The organism is Gillisella vitis, from assembly GCF_001541345.2.
Lineage (GTDB): Bacteria > Pseudomonadota > Alphaproteobacteria > Rhizobiales > Rhizobiaceae > Allorhizobium > Allorhizobium vitis.
Window position 1 is genome coordinate 146,431 of record NZ_LMVL02000001.1, and the last position, 18,658, is coordinate 165,088.

19 protein-coding genes are annotated in these 18,658 nt (G+C 56.5%); 11 read left to right on the forward strand and 8 right to left on the reverse strand.

What is annotated here, in order from left to right; translation table 11 throughout:
• Window positions 1-7: 7 nt before the first annotated feature.
• Window positions 8-730 (reverse strand): TetR/AcrR family transcriptional regulator, encoded by a 723-nt coding sequence (locus ASB66_RS00625; protein WP_060716067.1) that lies wholly within the window; start codon window positions 728-730, stop codon window positions 8-10.
• Window positions 731-1,062: 332 nt separating this feature from the next.
• Between ASB66_RS00625 and ASB66_RS00630 the strand changes: the two genes are divergently transcribed.
• Together ASB66_RS00630 and ASB66_RS00635 are read left to right on the forward strand one after the other, a co-directional pair.
• Window positions 1,063-1,359: a hypothetical protein gene (locus ASB66_RS00630; protein WP_060716066.1), complete on the forward strand. Its 297-nt coding sequence runs from the start codon at window positions 1,063-1,065 to the stop codon at window positions 1,357-1,359.
• Window positions 1,360-1,385: 26 nt separating this feature from the next.
• Entirely contained in the window at window positions 1,386-1,577 is a 192-nt protein-coding gene (locus ASB66_RS00635; protein WP_147273996.1) for a hypothetical protein, read from the forward strand.
• A gap of 28 nt (window positions 1,578-1,605) precedes the next feature.
• Here the strand turns inward: ASB66_RS00635 and ASB66_RS00640 are convergent, their stop codons facing one another.
• From ASB66_RS00640 to ASB66_RS00655, 4 genes are read right to left on the reverse strand one after another with little or no spacing between them, the layout of a single operon-like run.
• A complete protein-coding gene (locus tag ASB66_RS00640) occupies window positions 1,606-2,514 on the reverse strand; it encodes an ROK family protein (protein ID WP_060716064.1) in 909 nt (302 codons plus the stop codon).
• Complete coding sequence (nagA, locus tag ASB66_RS00645; protein WP_060716063.1) at window positions 2,511-3,713, reverse strand: N-acetylglucosamine-6-phosphate deacetylase; 1,203 nt, start codon at window positions 3,711-3,713, stop codon at window positions 2,511-2,513. Before nagA ends, ASB66_RS00640 begins: the two co-directional genes overlap by 4 nt.
• Entirely contained in the window at window positions 3,710-4,732 is a 1,023-nt protein-coding gene (locus ASB66_RS00650; protein ID WP_114386149.1) for an SIS domain-containing protein, read from the reverse strand. The genes nagA and ASB66_RS00650 overlap by 4 nt, the downstream gene beginning before the upstream one ends.
• 28 nt (window positions 4,733-4,760) lie before the next feature.
• Window positions 4,761-5,513: a GntR family transcriptional regulator gene (locus tag ASB66_RS00655; RefSeq protein ID WP_060716061.1), complete on the reverse strand. Its 753-nt coding sequence runs from the start codon at window positions 5,511-5,513 to the stop codon at window positions 4,761-4,763.
• A 430-nt stretch (window positions 5,514-5,943) separates the two neighbouring features.
• On the opposite strand from ASB66_RS00655, the gene ASB66_RS00660 reads away from it, so the two are divergent.
• The 5 genes from ASB66_RS00660 to ASB66_RS00680 all read left to right on the forward strand — a co-directional run bounded on the left by ASB66_RS00660 (window position 5,944) and on the right by ASB66_RS00680 (window position 11,393).
• The gene (locus tag ASB66_RS00660; RefSeq protein ID WP_060716060.1) at window positions 5,944-7,125 is read left to right on the forward strand and encodes a Gfo/Idh/MocA family protein; all 1,182 of its coding nucleotides are present in this window, start codon (window positions 5,944-5,946) and stop codon (window positions 7,123-7,125) included.
• A 9-nt stretch (window positions 7,126-7,134) separates the two neighbouring features.
• The gene (locus tag ASB66_RS00665; protein WP_060716174.1) at window positions 7,135-8,019 is read left to right on the forward strand and encodes a carbohydrate ABC transporter permease; all 885 of its coding nucleotides are present in this window, start codon (window positions 7,135-7,137) and stop codon (window positions 8,017-8,019) included.
• Window positions 8,016-8,876 carry a carbohydrate ABC transporter permease gene (locus ASB66_RS00670; protein ID WP_012654455.1) on the forward strand — a complete coding sequence of 287 codons (861 nt, stop codon included), beginning with the start codon at window positions 8,016-8,018 and terminating at the stop codon, window positions 8,874-8,876. The genes ASB66_RS00665 and ASB66_RS00670 overlap by 4 nt, the downstream gene beginning before the upstream one ends.
• Before the next feature lie 77 nt (window positions 8,877-8,953).
• Complete coding sequence (locus tag ASB66_RS00675; RefSeq protein ID WP_411910101.1) at window positions 8,954-10,156, forward strand: extracellular solute-binding protein; 1,203 nt, start codon at window positions 8,954-8,956, stop codon at window positions 10,154-10,156.
• 103 nt (window positions 10,157-10,259) lie between these two features.
• Window positions 10,260-11,393, forward strand: coding sequence for an ABC transporter ATP-binding protein (locus ASB66_RS00680; RefSeq protein ID WP_060716058.1), 1,134 nt, complete (start codon window positions 10,260-10,262; stop codon window positions 11,391-11,393).
• A 25-nt stretch (window positions 11,394-11,418) separates the two neighbouring features.
• Here the strand turns inward: ASB66_RS00680 and ASB66_RS00685 are convergent, their stop codons facing one another.
• From ASB66_RS00685 to ASB66_RS00695, 3 genes are read right to left on the reverse strand one after another with little or no spacing between them, the layout of a single operon-like run.
• Window positions 11,419-12,519 carry a D-TA family PLP-dependent enzyme gene (locus tag ASB66_RS00685; protein ID WP_060716057.1) on the reverse strand — a complete coding sequence of 367 codons (1,101 nt, stop codon included), beginning with the start codon at window positions 12,517-12,519 and terminating at the stop codon, window positions 11,419-11,421.
• A 1-nt stretch (window position 12,520) separates the two neighbouring features.
• The gene (locus tag ASB66_RS00690) at window positions 12,521-14,002 is read right to left on the reverse strand and encodes a M81 family metallopeptidase (RefSeq protein WP_060716056.1); all 1,482 of its coding nucleotides are present in this window, start codon (window positions 14,000-14,002) and stop codon (window positions 12,521-12,523) included.
• A 39-nt stretch (window positions 14,003-14,041) separates the two neighbouring features.
• Window positions 14,042-14,533: a hypothetical protein gene (locus tag ASB66_RS00695; RefSeq protein WP_060716055.1), complete on the reverse strand. Its 492-nt coding sequence runs from the start codon at window positions 14,531-14,533 to the stop codon at window positions 14,042-14,044.
• 112 nt (window positions 14,534-14,645) lie between these two features.
• Between ASB66_RS00695 and ASB66_RS00700 the strand changes: the two genes are divergently transcribed.
• The 4 genes from ASB66_RS00700 to ASB66_RS00715 are packed head-to-tail and all read left to right on the forward strand — an operon-like array spanning window position 14,646 to window position 18,647.
• The gene (locus ASB66_RS00700) at window positions 14,646-15,032 is read left to right on the forward strand and encodes a RidA family protein (protein WP_012654461.1); all 387 of its coding nucleotides are present in this window, start codon (window positions 14,646-14,648) and stop codon (window positions 15,030-15,032) included.
• Window positions 15,033-15,051: 19 nt separating this feature from the next.
• Window positions 15,052-15,915, forward strand: coding sequence for a MurR/RpiR family transcriptional regulator (locus tag ASB66_RS00705; RefSeq protein ID WP_060716054.1), 864 nt, complete (start codon window positions 15,052-15,054; stop codon window positions 15,913-15,915).
• A 1-nt stretch (window position 15,916) separates the two neighbouring features.
• Window positions 15,917-16,693: an SDR family oxidoreductase gene (locus ASB66_RS00710; RefSeq protein WP_060716053.1), complete on the forward strand. Its 777-nt coding sequence runs from the start codon at window positions 15,917-15,919 to the stop codon at window positions 16,691-16,693.
• Between the two features lie 34 nt (window positions 16,694-16,727).
• Window positions 16,728-18,647, forward strand: coding sequence for a beta-N-acetylhexosaminidase (locus tag ASB66_RS00715; protein WP_060716052.1), 1,920 nt, complete (start codon window positions 16,728-16,730; stop codon window positions 18,645-18,647).
• Window positions 18,648-18,658 lie beyond the last annotated feature (11 nt).

Below are 18,658 nucleotides of genomic sequence, written 5' to 3' on the forward strand. Positions count from 1 at the left end.
CGGACGGTCAGATGCCCGCTTGGGTTTCCGGTGCAAGAAAGGCCAGCGTCACCGTCACAATATGTTCGCCCCAGGCGTCGATAGCAGCCGGTTGCCAGACGTTCGGGTTGAGATTGAGCGCCAGTGTATAGCGATTGTTGATGTAGAAGAAGCTCAACCCGGCAATCGTCATATAAACGGTCACGGGATTGATATCGGCACGAAACACACCTTGCTCAATCCCTCGCTGCAGAAGCTTTTCGATTTCCGCGAGCAATGGACCATGGGTCGAGGGAATAGTCTTGGACCGGCTCGAATATTCAGCCCTCAGAATATTTTCGGTGGCAAGCAGGCTGACGAATTCCGGGTGGGTTAGAAAATAGTTCCAGGTGTGCAAGGCCAGTTCACGTATGCCATCAAGCGGTTGACGTCGCGACAGGTGAAGGCTTTTTCCAGCAGCGGTGACATTGGAGAAAATCACCTCGAGAACCGCGACGTAAAGGCCCTCCTTGTCTCCAAAGAAATGGTAGAGCATTCGTTTGTTGGTTTTCGATCGCAAGGCGATGGCATCGACCCTGGCGCCAGCGAAACCCTTGGCGGCAAACTCTTGAATGGCGGCATCCAGAATAATTGCCCGAGTTGCATCGGGATGGCGGATCATACGCCCCTGACGGCATTGCACAGGTGCTGGGTTTTCCGCTTCAGGATCAGGCCCTTCCTCGAAAGTCTGTTCCAGCCGCTGGCCTGTCATGGGAATCTCACTTCATGGTATTTTGAAATAGAAAATTAGATTTACATGAAATACATTGCGTCGGTTAATTACGTGCATGCAGAATCTGTAAATTGTGATTGGAGGCTGTGAATACGATGTGAATGATCGGCTGAGATGCGGAGGCGCCGATCTGGACAGCGTCTTTTAGGCTTTTCGATGTTTTGAAAACAAAATTTCTCCATTTGTCTGCAAAAGTAGAATAGCAATTTTATAGACTATATTGACGAAAACGCGCATCACTGTCACCATTGCGTAGCGTTGGAGTGAAAATAAACGGGACAAATATCCTGCAATTTTCAAAAGGGGTGACGATGCCGATAGCTGTAAATATGTTTTCTTACGATCTGTTTGGGTTAACACGGGTTCCGCTCGATCTGGTTGAAGACAGCAAATCTCGCAGTGAGGGCCATACAGAGAAGACTGTTGTGGCGAAGTCAGTAATGAGCCGGAAGGTTGAGAAATCATCGTTGTTTTCGAGGTTCTGGAACGGCAGCCCAGCTAACGATCAGCCCGGCAAGGATCGAGATGCCGAGCAGGAGCAAAAGCTTCGGGAGGATCGCAAGAATTGCCACGCAATTCTCCTCGGTGGTTTCTTCCCGATTTTGTGAAAAGCTCGCTTGTGAAGGAGGCTGTGATGAGTATTGTTGAACGTCTGATGCTTGATGCCGTCTCGCCTATATTGGCTAATGCCGGAGCCTCTCAATCTGCCAGCCAGTCTGTCACGGACCATTCGATTGGTATTCGTGACAAGATCGACCGGGCAGTTCCCTTTGTCGTTTGCGCCGCCGCCTTCCTGTTTGTCGCGGCTATGATTGTGGGGATTTGACAGGAAAAGCGGCAATTGACGGCAGGCGTTAATTCGGCCTTGCAAGCCCCAGCAAGGCTGCGCCGACCAGGCCAGGTTCAAGTCGGCATTGCGCGGGAACCACGATAGGGTGGTTGAAGCGCCGCAAGATTTTGGCTCTGACGGCTAAATCGATGGCCTCTAGCAGTTTCGTCGCATTGGACAGGCCACCGCCGACCGGCAGTATGCTCGCTCCCGTCGTATTGACGACCATAGCCAATGGACTGGAAAGCAATTCGACAAATGCCGCGATGGTCTGGCTTGCCTTGAGGGCGCCGGCTTCCCAAGCTTTGACGATCTCCTCGCTGTTTTGGTCTTCGCCGCTCAGGTACGTATGGAGCTTTTCCATGCCGCGCGCGCTACAGATAGCGTCGATACAACCTTTCTGGCCGCATCCGCATTGAAACCGAGGGATGGTGACGGGCGGATCGCCGACCTCGGTCGCAGCAATTGGTCCATGGCCCCATTCTCCGGCAAAGCCGCCTTCGCTGTTGATCAGCCTGCCATCGACCACCAGGCCGCCGCCGACGCCAGTGCCGAGAATAACACCGAATACCACGCGGTGGCCGCGGCCCGCGCCCAGTCCGGCCTCAGCGATTGCGAAACAGTCGGCATCATTGGCGATCAGCACAGGCAGACCCAGCGCTTCTTCCAGATCCTGTTGCAGCAAACGACCATGGATGCAGGGTATATTGGCGACGACAGCGCGGCGGGTATCCACATCTATAATGCCACAGATGGAAATTGCCACGCAGCTTGGCGTTTCTCCGGCTTCAGCAATGATTGACCTTATGACACCGACAAATGCGTCGAAATCCTGTCCCGGTGTTGGCTGGCGTGGAAAGGGACGGATATCCTCAGGCGAATAGGCCACCGCGCCCTTGATGGCGGTTCCGCCGATATCGAAACAGACGATCATGCGCGCCGGGCCTCGGAATGTGTTGCTGTGCTATGAACGCATGTGCCAGCGATCCAGGTGGAAACCAGATCGAGTTGCGGGGTGAGCAACAGGAAGTCGGCGTCCTTGCCTGGCGCAAGCTGGCCTTTCGTCTCGCATCCAATCGCCTCGGCTGGATAAAGCGACGCCATGTTCAGCGCTTCCTCCAGCGTTATTGCAAGCTTGTCGTGGACAAACCGAATGCAGGACAGCATATCGATATCGGCACCAGCAAGTGTTCCATCGGCTAAAGTCAACCGTCCGCCCTGGCGGTAGACCGGGCGACCATTCAGCATGAAGCCGGTTTCATCGGTGCCGATGCTCGACATGGCGTCGGTGACCAGGAAAATCCGTCCAGACCCGCGTTTGGCGCGAAGGGCAATGCCCATCGAGACCGGATCGACATGGAAACCGTCCGCGATAATCCCGCAGGACAGTGTGTTTGAAGCCAGGGCGGCTCCGACAAGGCCGGGTTCGCGATTGCCCATCTGGCTCATGGCGTTGAACAAGTGAGTGACGAGCGTCGCGCCCGCCTCGACATAGGCGCCAATCTGCGCGCAACTTGCATCCGTGTGGCCCAGGCTGATGTGATAACCCGCCGCTCTCAGAGCTGTCACCTGCTGCGGGGTAACGCTTTCCGGCGCAATGGTGGTCAGCGCGGTGCCAAATGTACCGGCAGCGGCAATAAGCTTTGCCAAATCGTCATCGTCCATCGGTCTGATCAGGGCGGGATCATGGGTACCCTTGCGTGCCAGCGACAGATGCGGACCTTCCAGGTGAAGTCCGAGATAGCCGGGAATTTTCTCAGCCAGGGCTTGGGCGCCAAGGCTCAGAACTTGATCGCGCAGGGCAGGGCGGTCAGTAATTAATGTCGGCAGCAGAGCTGTGGTGCCGAAACGTGCATGGGCGGCGCAAATCGTCCGGATACCACCAATATCCGGCTGGTTGTTCAGCAACACACCGCCGCCGCCATTGACTTGCAGATCGATAAAGCCAGGCACGACCATGTTGGAGCCTGCATCGATCCTTGCAAGCGTTGAAGGCACAAAATTTTCGGGGACTATGTCAGCAATTCGCCCCCGATCGATAATCAGAGCCTGGTCGTCCTGGAAACGCACGCCGTCGAAAATCCGTCCGCCCGTTACAGCGAAAGTGGAGGGAGCCGTAAGAGACGAGATCATCGGGTTTCCGTTACTTTCTTCAGGGCGGCTGGCTTGTCCGGATCAAGGCCACGGGCGCGCGACAGTGATTCCACCATGCCATAATAGGGTACAATCAATGCCAGCGCATCGGTCAGCGGATGGCCGGTTTCGATGAAAGGCAAGTGGTTTGCCTCCTTTGCCAATGACGATGTCAGGAACACAGAGGCATTCTTGGCAGCAAGTCCATTGGCCGTCGCGGCGATCGACGCTTCCGCCTTATCGCGGGCGGCAAAGCCGATGATCGGGAAATTCGCAGACACCAGGGAGACCGGACCATGCAACACTTCAGCCGAAGAATAGGCCTCCGCATGCAGTTCAGATGTTTCCTTGCATTTCAGCGCCGCTTCGCAGGCAATGGCGAGCGTCGGGCCGCGCCCGAGCATGTAGAGCGAATCGGCATCTTTCAGCACCTCGACCAAGCCACTCCAATCCAGGGCCAGCGCTTTTTCCAGATGGGTGGGGAGGGCATTAACTGCGACTGCCAGGCGGGCGTTGTCACTCCAGGCGCTGATCAATGACAAGCCAGCAACAATGGAATTAACAAAGGATTTTGTCGCCGCAACCGCAATTTCCGGTCCGGCTTGAATGTCGATAGCGATATCAGAGGCTGCGGCCAGCGGCGAAGAAATAGTATTGAGCAGCGAAATTGTCGTTGCTCCACCGGCCACGGCAGACTTGGCGAGCGCTACGAGGTCCGGGCTGGCGCCTGATTGGGAGATTGCGAGTGCCGCAGCCCGCTCCAGTTTCAGCGGCGCCTGATAAATCGAGGCGAGAGACGGGCCGAGCGAGGCAACGACGATCCCGAGCTCCAGTTCGACGGCATATTTCAGGAAATGGGCGGCATGGTCGGAAGAACCACGCGCAATGGTGACCAGCACCGCCGGATCGCGCTTGCGGAGTGCTGCGCCCGCTTGTTCCAAACTCGCACGGCTATCGCTAAGCAGCCTGCTGACCGCCTGTGGAATCTCGTTTATTTCCTGGCGCATGGTGGTCGTCATCGTATTTTCCTTATCCTGCGGCTTCCAATCAGGAGCCGATGGTCAATTCCGCAACCAGGTCATAGGCGTCGCTGCGGTATAGCGCCCGCGACACTTCCATTACCCGGCCTGTGTCCAGGTAGGCGATCCGCTGCACCGAAAGCGCGGCCGAGCCCGGCGGCATGCCGAGCAGTTTGGCATCGTCATCCGTCAATATGACCGCCGAAATGCGCTGATTGGCGCGCACGGGTCTAATCCCAACGCTGCCAAGTGCTGCATAGAGAGAGTTCTCGACGCGGGAGGGTTCCGGCAGCAGATCATCCGGCAGATTGGTACGTTCCAACGCAATCGGCATGTCGCTAGCGGTGCGCAGCCGCACCAGCCGTGCTACTCGAGCTGTGCCGGAAAGCCCAAGCGCCATGGTTTCTTCCGGCGTTGGCAAAAACAAGCCGCGCTCCAGCCAACGTGAACCGCTGACCATGCCACGCCGGGCCATATCCTCGGTAAAGGATGTCAGCCGTGTCAGCGGTTGCTGCATGCGCTTAACGGGCTTGACGACAAAGGTTCCAGCACCTCGGCGCCGAACCAGAAGACCTTCAGCAACAAGGTCGTCTATTGCCTTGCGCACCGTGACGCGGCTGATACCTGCAGCCTCGGCAATGTCGCGCTCCGCTGGCAGGGCGTCGCCATGCTTAAGCTGTCCGGCCTCGACGGCATCTTCGATTAGCGTCTTCAACTTGATATAAAGCGGGCCGCCTCTGCTGGATTGCAGGCTCGCAAAAGCAAGCACATCCGTCTGCATGTCACGTTCCCCGTACCTAGCCCGAATGCATATGGTTATCTTTTGATTACAGTACCAAGACAATACCAATTTGGCAATAATGTTTCATTGGTCTCTTCAAAGTCCAGGCAATGATGCAAATTTTGCTGAAAAAACATATATTTCCCTCAAAAAATAGGGGAAATTATCATTCAGTCTGGACGATTGGCATTTTTTTGGTATTATTCATTAACAAGAATAAATAAATGGAACAATCGTGCATAGCTCGTCGAACTCAATGTTCCAGGGTGCGCACTGAAACGATGATGAAGTTGTGAACGGTTTGGGCGGTCATCGCTGAGTGTGAAAATAAATTTCACGACCTTGCGGCGAATTGCTTTTTCTATTGACGAAACTGCCGAAAATTCGCAGTCTCAAGAAAATAAATTACGTGAACGGGGAAAGTTCCAGCATGAAAGTCGCCATTATCGGGCTTGGTTTCCGGCTTGGTTATCTCGGTCGGGTGCTCAGCGAGATCGATCCATCTTTCGAGATTGTCGGCTATGTCGATCCTGATCCAGCGGGCCTGCCGGGATTGGTTGAAGCGGGTGTATCGCCAGGCAAGGTATATGAAACACCGGAACAACTGATTGCCGGGGGCGGCTTTGATCTGCTGATGATCGGTTCGCCAAATCACCTGCATATCCAGCATATCCGGTTAGGGCTTGAAGCCGGACTGACGGTGTTTACCGAAAAGCCGATCGTGATTTCCATCGAGGAAAGCCTCGAACTCGCTTCGCTTCTCCATACCTACGGTCATGACCGCTTGTTGGTTGGTCTCGTTCTTCGTTATTCGCCGCTTTACCGCGATTTGCGTCAGGCGCAGGCGGATGGCCTGCTTGGCAATGTCGTCTCCATCGAGGCGTCGGAACATATCGAGCCTTATCATGGCGCATTCTTCATGCGCGATTGGCGCCGTTACGGGCGCTATACCGGCGGCTTCATGCTGGAGAAATGCTTTCACGATCTTGATCTTTACAATGGTGTGGTTGGTGCGCGGCCCCGTTTCGTCGCCAGTTTTGGTGGTCGCAAGAGCTTCATTCCGGAAAATGCGCCGGAGCAGGATGGCGTCAACGACATGGAAGTCTATCACCGCAAGCCAAGCGGTTGGTTGGGCTCCGATAAGGTCTTCGACAGTGATGCCGACATTATCGATTACCAGACCGCGATCATCGAATATGAGAATGGCGTGGCGATGACATTTCATACCAATCTCAATGTGCCCGATCAGTTTCGCCGTTTCTGCGTGATCGGCTCAAAGGGCATGGCTGAGGGTGATTTCGTGCGCGGTTTCCTCGATGTCCACAATGCTCGCAACAATGACAAGGTCATTGCAAACACCTATAGCGCCCCGTCGGAAAAGTCGCAGCATTACGGCGCCGACGAACAAATGGCAGCCGATGTGCTGGCCTTTATCGAAACCGGTGCGAAACAACCGGTTTCGGCTCTCGACGCTATCGAGGCGGGCATTCTGGCCCTGGCGCTGGATCAGGCGCGAGCCGAGCGCAAGGTGGTGGATCTTGCGCCTGTCTGGGCACGTTATGATGCCTGCCTGCATGGCGAGGCGTCCGCAGCCCCTGCAAAGTCGGCATAGGGGATGGTCATGGAGGCGAAACGCAGAGCTGTTTTCTTCGCCTGGTGCCTGTTGTTGCCAGCAACCATCTATATCGCCATCATCGTTGCTTATCCGCTGGTCGATACGTTCATCCTGTCTTTCACCGATGCGTCGTTGAAACGGGTAACGAACTGGGTTGGTTGGGATAATTACAACAAGATTTTCAACGCGACCTTTGCCGATGTTATCATCCGCACCTTCGTGTGGACGTTCTTCTCCGTGCTGTTCAAGATGATTATCGGCACGTTTGGCGCGACGCTTCTGAACACTGCCGTACCGGGACGAACCTTGTTTCGCATCCTGACCATGCCGCCCTGGATCGTGCCGATGGCGATTGGCATTTTCATGTGGGGCTGGATGTATAACGGCCAGTTCGGGATGATTTCCGGCATGTTGCAGCGGTTCGGTCTGGTCGATGGCCCGGTTGCCTTCCTTGCCTATGGATCGACGGCGTTCTGGGCGACGATTTTCACCGATGTATGGATCGGCGTGCCGATGGTGACGCTTTATCTGTTGGCGGCGATGCAGGCGATCCCGCAAGATCTGCATGAGGCGGCATGGACAGACGGGGCTGGGCGGTTCTACCGGTTCCGCCGCATCACCCTGCCGCTGCTGATGCCAGCGATGATCACCATGTCGATGATTTCGCTGATCTCCACCTTCAATTCCTTCGATATCATCTGGATCCTGACCCGTGGCGGCCCGAGCGGTGGCACGACGACAATGATCATCGATACCTATAAGACGGCAATCGGGTCGTACAAATACGGTGAAGGGGCGGCGCGCGCCGTGCTGATCTGCATTTTCCTGTCGATCTTCAGCTATTTCTACTTCCGCGTCACCAGCCGCCTTTCGCAGGAGCATTCCCGATGAGCACCAACAGGCAGGCGATGATCAATCGCTACAAATGGTATGAAATCATCGGCATCTATTGCGGTGTCGCGGTGTTTCTCACCTTCGTGCTGGCGCCTTTCGTGGAAGGGTTCCTGGTGTCGTTGAAGCCGCTCAGCCAGCTGTTTTCGTCGCCTTATCGGTTCTGGCCGGAGAATGGCTCTTTTGAAGCCTATCGAACCATGTGGGACCACGTTCCGGGCTTTGGCCGCTATATCTTCAACTCCTTCTTCATATCGATAACCGCAACCGTTGTGGTTCTGCTGCTCGTCGTGCCAGCGGCCTACGCCTTTGCCCGTTTCGAATTTCGGGGCAGGGGCGTGTTGCTGGGTACCTTCCTTGCCGTCAACATGTTTTCAGGCGCTGTCCTGCTCATTCCGATCTTTCGGTTGATGCGCATTTCAGGAATGCTGAACACCTATTTCGCTCTTATCGTGCCGCTGATCGCCTTCCTGATCCCGACCGCCATCTGGTTGCTGCGAACATATATGATGCGGATTCCACGCGAGCTTGAGGAAGCGGCATATGTGGATGGGGCCAGCTATTTCTATACGTTCCGGCGCGTAGTTCTGCCGCTTGCCATGCCGGGGATTGCCGTCGTCGGCATCACGACCTTCATTACCGCCTATGCGCAGCATTTCATCTTCGCGCTGACCTTCAACTCGAAGACGGAATACATGCCGTTGCCGATTGGCTTGTTTGCCTATTTCGGCCGTCAGGAAGTGATCTGGAACGAGCTGATGGCCGCAAGTTTCGTCGGTATTGCGCCGGCGATGATCATGATCTTCTTCCTGCAACGCTATCTGGTCAGTGGCCTGACGGCGGGTGCAGTCAAGTAGGCAGCCGGTTTCGAAACAACCAAGACACGTTTAATGTCAACAAAGGGGAACCATCGATGAAAAACACTTTGACCATCATGGCGGGCGCGCTGGCGCTGCTGGCAAGCTCGGCTCTGTCGAGTTTTGCGGCGGATAAGGAAATCAGCTGGATCTATTGCGGCGATAAGATCGACCCGATCCATGAGAAATATATCAAGGTCTGGGAAGGCAAAAACCCAGGCTGGAAGATTGCGCCTGAAGTGGTTGGCTGGGAACAGTGCCAGGATAAGGCAACCACCTTGGCTGCCGCCGGAACGCCGGTTGCCATGGCCTATGTCGGCTCACGCACGTTGAAGGAATTTGCCGAGAACGACCTGATCGTCAAGGTTCCGATGACGGATGCCGAAAAGAAGAGCTATTATCCGAACATCGTCGATACCGTGACCTTTGACGATACGCAGTGGGGCGTGCCGATTGCCTTCTCCACCAAGGCGCTGTTCTGGAACAAGGACCTGTTCAAGAAGGCCGGTCTTGACCCGGAAACCCCACCGAAGACCTGGGCTGAGGAAATTGCCTTTGCCAAGCAGATCAAGGAAAAGACCGGTATTGCCGGTTACGGCATGCCTGCCAAGACCTTCGACAACACCATGCACCAGTTCATGCATTGGGTGTATACCAATAACGGTCAGGTGATGGACAAGGATGGCAAGATTGTCATGGACAGCCCGGAAGTGCTGGCAGCGCTTCATGCTTACAAGGACATCGCCCCCTATTCGGTTGAAGGGGCAACTGCCTACGAGCAGAACGAAATCCGCGCCATCTTCCTCGACGGCAAGGCAGGCATGATTCAGAACAGCACGGGTGCGGCCTATCGCCTGCTGAAGACCGACATCCACTGGGGTGTGACGACCTTGCCGCTCGGCCCTTCGGCCAAGGGTCCCGGAACGCTGCTGATCACCGACAGCCTGGCAATCTTCAAGGGCTCGGGTGTCGAAGACAAGGCAACAGAATTTGCCAAATACATCACCTCGCCGGAACCGCAGGAAGAATACGAGCTGACGACCGATTCCGGCCTGACGCCGCTTCGTCCTTCCGCTAAGGTTGAGCAGTTGATCAAGGACAAGCCCTATTGGAAGCCGTTCATCGATGGCATCGCCTTCGGTGGTCCTGAGCCTTTGTTCAAGGATTACAAGGGTTTCCAAAACGTCATGATCGAAATGGTCCAGTCTGTCGTCACGGGCAAGGCGGAACCTGCGGATGCCTTGAAAAAGGCGTCGGCTGCTATCGACCAGTACAAGTAATCATCGGGGTTCCGGCTGCGGATCATAGGGGTTCGCAGCCGGTTTTTGTTTGGAATTTCGCCGGTCGCCTATTGGTCGCCGGTTGGTATGGAGACGCAGCGCGGTGGGCCAGCTTTATCTCAACAAAGTCGTCAAATCCTTTGGCCATTTCGATGTCATCAAGGGCGTTTCGCTCGACATCAAAGACGGCGAATTCATGGTCTTCGTCGGCCCATCCGGCTGCGGAAAGTCCACGCTGCTTCGGATGATCGCGGGACTGGATGATACCACCAGCGGCGATATCGTTATCGATGGGGCGCGGGTCAATGCGCTGCCGCCGGTTGAGCGCGGCATTGCCATGGTGTTCCAGTCCTATGCGCTTTATCCACATATGACCGTGTTTGAAAATATTGCCTTTCCGCTGCGGGTCGAAAAACTGCCCGAAGCGAAGATCCATGAAAAGATAGATGCTGTGGCCAAGGTTTTGCAGCTCGATCAGCGCTTGCAGCAGAAACCGGGCCAGCTGTCCGGCGGCCAGCGTCAGCGTGTGGCCATTGGCCGTGCAATCGTCCGCGAGCCGAAGATTTTCCTCTTCGATGAGCCACTTTCCAACCTCGACGCGGCCTTGCGTGCCGACATGCGCATCGAGTTGACCCGGCTGCATCGGCAGCTGAAGGCGACGATGATCTATGTCACCCATGACCAGGTCGAAGCGATGACCATGGCCGACCGGATCGTCGTGCTGCATGGTGGTCATATTGCCCAGGTCGGCGCGCCGCTGGAGCTATATCACAAGCCGCAAAACCTGTTCGTTGCTGGCTTTATCGGCAATCCGAAGATGAATTTCGTGCCGGTCGCCTGCAAGGGCGTTGGACCCAATGGCGTTACGGTCGCCTATGAGGGCCGAATGGTGACCATTCCGGTCTCTGGTCGTCCCGATATGCTGGGACAGAACCTGACACTTGGCATCCGTCCAGAACATCTGGCGCTCGGCAAAGGTGATTTTTCCATCACTGTAACGCCCAGCGTCGTCGAGCGGCTCGGTGCCAGCACAATCGCCTATGCATCTCTATCAACTGGTGAGCCCTATTGCGCGGTCTTCCCCGGATCTGCGCCCGTTCAGCCAGACCAGCCCATGACAACGACGATCAAGGCCAGCGATTGCCACCTGTTCGATGCTGATGGTGAGGCGCTGGAACGCCACATCAATTGGCTGGCGGAAACGCTACCGGATGCGCTGAAGGCGGTTCAGGAGTAAGGCAGGCGAATAGGTGGAAACGCGGCTACCAAACCAGGCCGCGTGCCGCCACCTCTTCCACCCGCGTCACCACACCATCCCGGTGAAATGTCATGATGTCGAACAGGTTTGACACGACGCAGGTGTGGTTGGGAATGATCCGCACTTTTTCGCCGATCTCGGGTCGTCTGCCAGTAATCCTCGAGAGATCGACGGTGCCGTGTTCTTCGGACAGGCTGGTAATGACAGCCTCTGGATAGTCAACGATCAGTCCATAATCGCTAAAGCCAAGCAGGTCAGATGTCAGCGCTTTGGAGCCAGCATCCAGAATGGCGCGGTCCGGCGTGGGGCGCGACACGACCGTCGCGAGGATATGCATGGCGCAATCGGCAAGCGTGCCGTGTCCTGCCTTTGCCATGCTCCGGTCGCTATAGATATAGGTTCCGGCCCTATGCTCGGTGGCCGATGGTACCAGATGGGCGGAAAACAGGCTTGGTGTTCCGCCGTTCGAGACAATCGGACAGGGAATGCCGAGAGTGGTAAGGCTGGCAAGGATTTGAGCAAAAAAGCTTTCGACTGCTAGCTCGGTGTGAGCCTTGGGATATGTCATCACCCCACCGAACCGAAGGGTTGTGCTGGCGAAAATCGCTTGCGCGAGGGCCACAGCATCGGCGGGTGTCTGCACACCGCAGCGTCCGGCACCGGTGTCGCATTCTACCAGCACGTTCAAAGGTTTGCGATCCCCGAAATAGCTTGAAAGACCTTCGACGGTCACGATGCTGTCGGCCACCACCTTCAGGCCGGAAATCCGCTCATTCAGGGCAGCAAGCCTGACGAGCTTTTCGGGCCCAAGAATATTGAAGGTAATCAATATGTCCTCGAACCCGGCATCGGCAAACACTTCCGCCTCGGTAATTTTCTGGCAATTGATGCCGGTAGCGCCTGCCTCTTGCTGCTGGCGGGCCAGGGCTGGAATCTTGTGGGTCTTGATGTGCGGGCGAAAGGCAAGTCCGTGAGCGTCCATATAGGTCTGGACCCGGCCGATATTGGCTGCAAGCCGATCCTCGTCAATCAGCGGCAGCGGGGTCGAAAGCGAGAGAACCGTATCGCCGGGTCTTGGACCTGGTCTGTCAATTGGGCGGTTCATCTCAGGCAGTCTCCGTGTCCTGGGCAAGGTTGAAAGGGTCGGTAATGATCGGCCAGATATCGCGACGAACCCGCCGATAAGGGTTGGTGGCCGGATTATTGGGATAAGGCGATCCCGCTGAACAGTAAAGGATCTCCGAGGCGATCTTCGAAAACGCCGCATAGAAATGATTGGTGGATTTGATCGCAAGGATATGTTTGGACGTGGGATCGATACCGAGCGCTGTGAACAGCGAAGGGTCGTAGCTTTGCACCCGAACGGAACTCAGCACGATGTCGATGCCGTCTAGGTGGATATGAGCGGCGTCGCCAAACGGGGCGACACTTTCGCCAAACCGCATTTCTGCGTTGGCTACCAGCTTTACCACCTTCACCAACCCATCGATCGGGTTGCCGGTGCCCGGCGCGGATTTTGCACCGAAGCGCAGCGGGATTTCCGCACCTTCGCCAGCCGCCATGCAGATCTGCACGGCAATCGGGTCCCAGATCATTCCGACCGCGGTATTGGTTGCGCCTTGGGCCAGAAGTTCCTCAAGCAGCACGGTCGCATCACCCGCCGTGCCGCCGCCGGGATTGTCCCACATGTCGGCAATCACCACCGGCCCGGCTGGATTTGCGAGCGCCTCGGCCACGGACTGTTTTTCGTCAATCTGAGGCATCATGAACGTGCCGCGCTTTTCAAACAGTTCAAGGCCAAGGTTGCGGGCCAGAATCTGGCCTTTTTCGGCCTTGCCATTGGTGATGGCGATGGTTTTTGTGCCCATTTCCGGTACGTCGCCAGCCATGAAGCCATGAATGACCGAGAGTGACAGGACATCGGGATCGTCCTGTTCGATCTGCATCATTTTGTCCACAAAACCGCGCATCGGCTGGCGCGAGGTGGGAAAGACATCGATCATCCGGCAGTCAAAGACCGACATGACAGGGGTGATGCGGCCTTCCAACGTATCGACGACGATCCGCCAAAGGTCACGGGCTCGGTCAACGAAATCCGTATGGGGAAATTCCTTGAAGACAACGAACACATCCGCCGCCTCAACCCGCTTGCCCGTGAGGTGGCTATGCGGGTCCAGTTCTGCGGCAAGCAGCACATCCGGTCCGATAATGGCGCGGATGCGGCTCAGGAAATCGCCTTCCGGGTCGAGATAGCCATCCGCCACCATGGCACCGTGCAGGCCAAGTACGACGGCATCAACGGGAAGTGCTGCCGTCAACTGGTCGAGGATTTCATCGCGCAGGCTTTCATAAGTCTGGCGATTGACGAGCCCGGCTGGATCGGCCCAGGTGGCGGTGCCTTCGATTAGCATCCAGCCTTTCTGACTGCATACCTCCCGGCCAACGGTTATCGGCGCGGTGCACAGCGTTGGAGTTGCCGGGTGCTGCCCGGGTGGCGCGTAAAGGGAAGCCTCGAAAGCACGCCGGTCGATGCAGATCGGCGAGAACGTGTTGGTTTCCGTTGCAAGGGCGGCTGTGAAAATGCGCACGGAGTGGCCTCCAATCACGGTTGATGGAACGGTTATCTCTCAGACTAAGCCCATCGGATTGGGCAGATAACCGGTAAAGCCTGAAATTTTCCAGCGACCTTCGTGCAAACGGCAATAATAGAGCGTTTGCCACTTCATGGTGTCAAAGCCGCCATCGGCTTTTTTGATGCCGCCATCGAATTTTTTGCGCACCAAAGCCGTTTCGCCTTCGATTTCGATCTCTTCCAGCGTGGTGGTAAAGAAAATCGCCGTGCGCGGGTCTTCACCATGGCTCTGGCCTGCAAAATCCTGGGCTTGGCGCAGCCATTCATCGCGATAGGCCGCGAGATTGGGGAAGGTCAGGCGCCAATGGTCCGGATTGGGATCGCGATTGCCGTTGATACCGATGAAGCCGTCCTCGACGAAATCACCTTCCACCATCGACCATTCTGCTGCCAGAAAAGCATCGATGTCGCGGGGCACCAGCATCTCCCAGATCGCATGGCGCGCAGCATCGGTTGCCGGGAAGGGGTTTTTGAAGGGATCGCGCATCTCAGCCACCTTTGTCTAAATTATTTTCATGTTCTATGAAAATCCCTAGTCAAATTCGGTTTTCTATGGTGAATTGTCAATTGATTAAGAAAATAATTTGCATGAGGGCGAGATGACGATCAAGCGATATGGCGCAGAAAAAGCAGGTGCCGGTGGGCAGAAACTGCCGTTTGCCAGAGCGGTTGAAGCGGATGGCTGGCTGCATGTTTCCGGCCAGGTGGCGATGGAAGACGGCGAGATCATCCAGGGTGGGATTGTCGAGCAGAGTCATAAGGCGATCGGCAACCTGATCGCCATTTTGCATGAGGCTGGCTACGGCGTGGAGCATGTCGTGCGTTGCGGCGTCTGGATTGATGATCCCCGTGATTTCTGGAGCTTCAACAAGATCTATCAGGGCTATTTCGGTGAACATCCGCCAGCCCGCGCCTGCGTGCAGGCCTCCATGATGGTCGATTGCAAGGTCGAGATCGACTGCATAGCCTATAAGGCGACCAAATAGGGTTGGTTTGTGAGGGCTTATGGATATCTTTGCCACCATACAGGAAGATCGTGCGCAGTTTTCTCCTTCAGAACAGCGGATTGCCGACATCCTCCTGAGTGAGCTGGATTTTGCCGTCGGCGCATCGATCATCGAGTTGGCGGAGCGGGCGCAAGTGTCGCCGCCGACCGTGACCCGTTTTTGCCGCAGGCTTGGATGCCAAAGCTTTTCGGATTTCAAGGTCAATCTGGCGAAGACTGCCTATGTCGGTGTGCGTTACCTGAACCCGGAAGCAAAAAGCACCGAGCCACAGGATGTTGCCGAGGACGTCATCACCAAGGCGCAGAACGCGCTTTTCATGATGCACCGCTCGCTGGATTCAGCCATGATCGAAAAGGTCGCGGACCGGATTTCCCGCGCTGAAATGATCTATGCATTCGGGTCTGGCGGCAATTCTTCGATGATTGCTTCGGAATTGCAAAACCGTCTGTTTCGGCTGGGGTCACGGGTTACGGCTTGCACCGATCACCATATGCAGTTGATGTTGACGGCGGCGGCGCGCAGCAATGATATCATTGTCGGATCATCCTTCTCTGGCCGCAATCTGGAGCTGGCGCGCTGTTTCGAACTGGCTCGCGACAATGGCATTACCACGATTGCCCTGACCCAGAGTGACAGCGCTGTCGCCAAGGCTGCCGAGCTGGTTGTTGGTATCGATCTGCCGGAGGGCGACAATATTTTTCGTCCGACTTCGACACGCTTTGCCTATCTGGCCATGGTCGATGTTATCGCCAGCCTGGTTGCCTATCGCAATCGCAAGCTTTCTATGGTGACGCTGCGCCATATCAAACAACAATTGGTCGAACATCGCGATGGCGACGACCGTCAGATTCTGGGAGACTAGGATGGCGAAATCCGTGGCTGTGGTAACAGGTGCCGCCGGTGACATCGGGCGGGCAATTGCCAGCCGTCTGTCCGGAAGCCACGATGTGGTGGTGCTGGCCGATATTGATGAGAGCGCGGTGAATGCGGCTGCGGTCAGCCTCGGGTCCGGGGATATATTTGTGCCTGTCGTTTGTGACGTCACCGACGAGGCCAGCATCGACGCACTGGCCTCAGCGGTCCAGAAGTTTGGGGTGGCAAAGACCCTTGTCAACAATGCCGGGGCGGCAAGGGCTGTTAGTTTGCACGATACCGATGCGGCTATCTGGCGCCAGGATAGTGCGCTCAATCTCGAGGCCGCGTTTCTGACCTTTAGAGCGTTGGAAAATCAACTGAAGCAATCACAAGGCTCGGTGATCAACATTGCCTCTGTTAATGGCATGGCCGTGTTCGGCCATCCCGCCTATAGCGCTGCGAAGGCTGGTCTGATCCATCTGACCCGATTGATCGCGGTGGAATATGGGAAATTCGGCATTCGCGCCAATGCGGTGGCGCCCGGCACGGTGCGCACCCAGGCCTGGGAAGCGCGCGCCGCAGCCAATCCTGCCGTGTTTGAAGAGGCCAAGCGCTGGTATGCGCTGCAACGGATTGCCACCGCGCAGGATGTTGCAAATGCGGTGTTTTTTCTGGCTGGCGATCAGGCCGCAGCCATTACCGGAGTCTGCCTTCCCGTCGATTGTGGGTTGACGGCAGGCCAAAGCGAACTTGCCCGGACATTTTCACAGTCCGAGCATTATTGATCCTCCATCCTGTCAGACCTTAAGGAGAACCGTCATGGCTGAAGTCGCTTTTCGTCTGGACAATGCTTGGTATCCTATCGAGGGCGACGACGGCGGAGGCTTCGTCTTCACCCTCTACAATTTATCCTCCGAGCCCATCAGCGGTTTCAAGCTTGCCTATACTGCCTTGACGCGGGTGAAAGACGGTCAGGTCTGCGACAACGCGGTTTTCCTGCGACGCAATGCCAATTTTCACCAGTTTGCACCACCGGAAGGCCTGGTCCTCGTGCCAGGAGCGTGCTGGCAGTTTACGGTTCAAGGCCTCTGGCGGCCCGCCCGGCACCGCACGGATGGCGCAAAATCGGCTTATCTGACACTCGCCGATGGACGCCATGTCGCCGTCGCGGTCGATGATCTGATGTTGCAAGGCCGGGTGAGCGAGCCTGCCCCTGTTCTGTTGCCGAAGGGGGAGGTCAGTAAGCCTTTTTCGCTGCTGCCCTGGCCCGTCGAGGCGAACCTCATGGCGGGCGATGGTTTTCCGGTGGCGATCTATCCCACCAAGGGTACGGATCTTCCCGGCTTGCAGGCGGTTGAGCGGATCAATGCGCTTTACCGGCGGCTGTTTGCGGTTGGCCATGTACCGTTTTCGCTGGCGCCGGTCGATCAGGGCAAGGCTTTGAAACTCGCCCATGATCCCGTACTTGGCGCATCCGCCTATCGGCTCGATTTTACGGAAGAGATTACCCTATCTCATGGCGATGAGGCGGGACGGCAATATGGACTGACGGCATTGGCGCAAATGCTCCACGGAGCAAGACAGAACCCCGCGCTGTTCCGGTTTCCGGCGTCGGGCCAGATCAAGGATGCGCCGCGTTATGGCTGGCGCGGCTGCCATCTGGATGTGTCCCGGCAATTTTATCCGACGCAGGACGTTCTGCGGCTGATCGACATCATGGCCTGGATGAAGCTGAATATTTTCCACTGGCATCTGACCGATGACGAGGCCTGGCGGCTGGAAATCAAGGCCTATCCGCAGTTGACGACACTCGGCGTCCTGCGTGGCCCGGATGAGCCGATGTTGCCGCAGCTTGGCAATGGCGCGGAGCCGGTTGGTGGCTTTTACACCCAGGAGGATGTTGCCCACATCGTCGCCCACGCCGCCTTGCTGCATGTCGAAGTCGTTCCGGAAATCGATATTCCGGGTCATAGCACCGCGATCTTGACAGCCTTGCCTGAGCTGGTCGATGGCCAGGAAGCGCCTGACAGCTACCGTTCCGTCCAGGGCTATCCGAACAACGCGCTTAACCCGGCTATCGAGCAGACCTATGTGTTTCTCGGCAAGGTCTTGGATGAGATGGCGACGCTGTTTCCATCCAATCTCGTGCATGTCGGTGGCGACGAGGTTGCGGCCAATACCTGGATGGCCTCGCCACTGGCGAAAAAGCTGATGGAGCAGGAGGGCCTCGACGGGACATTCGGGCTGCAAAGCCATTTCATGAAGCGCATTCAGCAGATGTTGAAGGAACGCGGCAAGAAACTGGCCGGTTGGGACGAGGTATCCCACGGCGGCGGTGTCGACCCGCAGGGTACGCTGCTGATGGCCTGGCAGAAGCCAGAGGTTGGGTTGGATCTGGCGCGGCAGGGCTATGACGTGGTGATGACGCCGGGTCAGGCCTATTATCTCGACATGGTGCAGGACGAGGCTTGGCAGGAGCCAGGCGCGAGCTGGGCCGGCACCGTGCCGCCGCACCATACCTACACCTATGAAGCCGTCGCGGAATTTCCTGATGCATTAAAGCCGAGGATGCGGGGTGTGCAGGCCTGTATCTGGTCGGAGCATTTTCTGAATCGGGATTACTTCAACCACCTGGTCTTTCCACGCCTGCCGGCTGTTGCCGAGGCCGCCTGGACCCCTAGGGACCAGAAGGACTGGCTGCGGTTTGCAGCGCTCGCGCCGCTGATGCCGCGTTTTTAAGGAAATCGGAC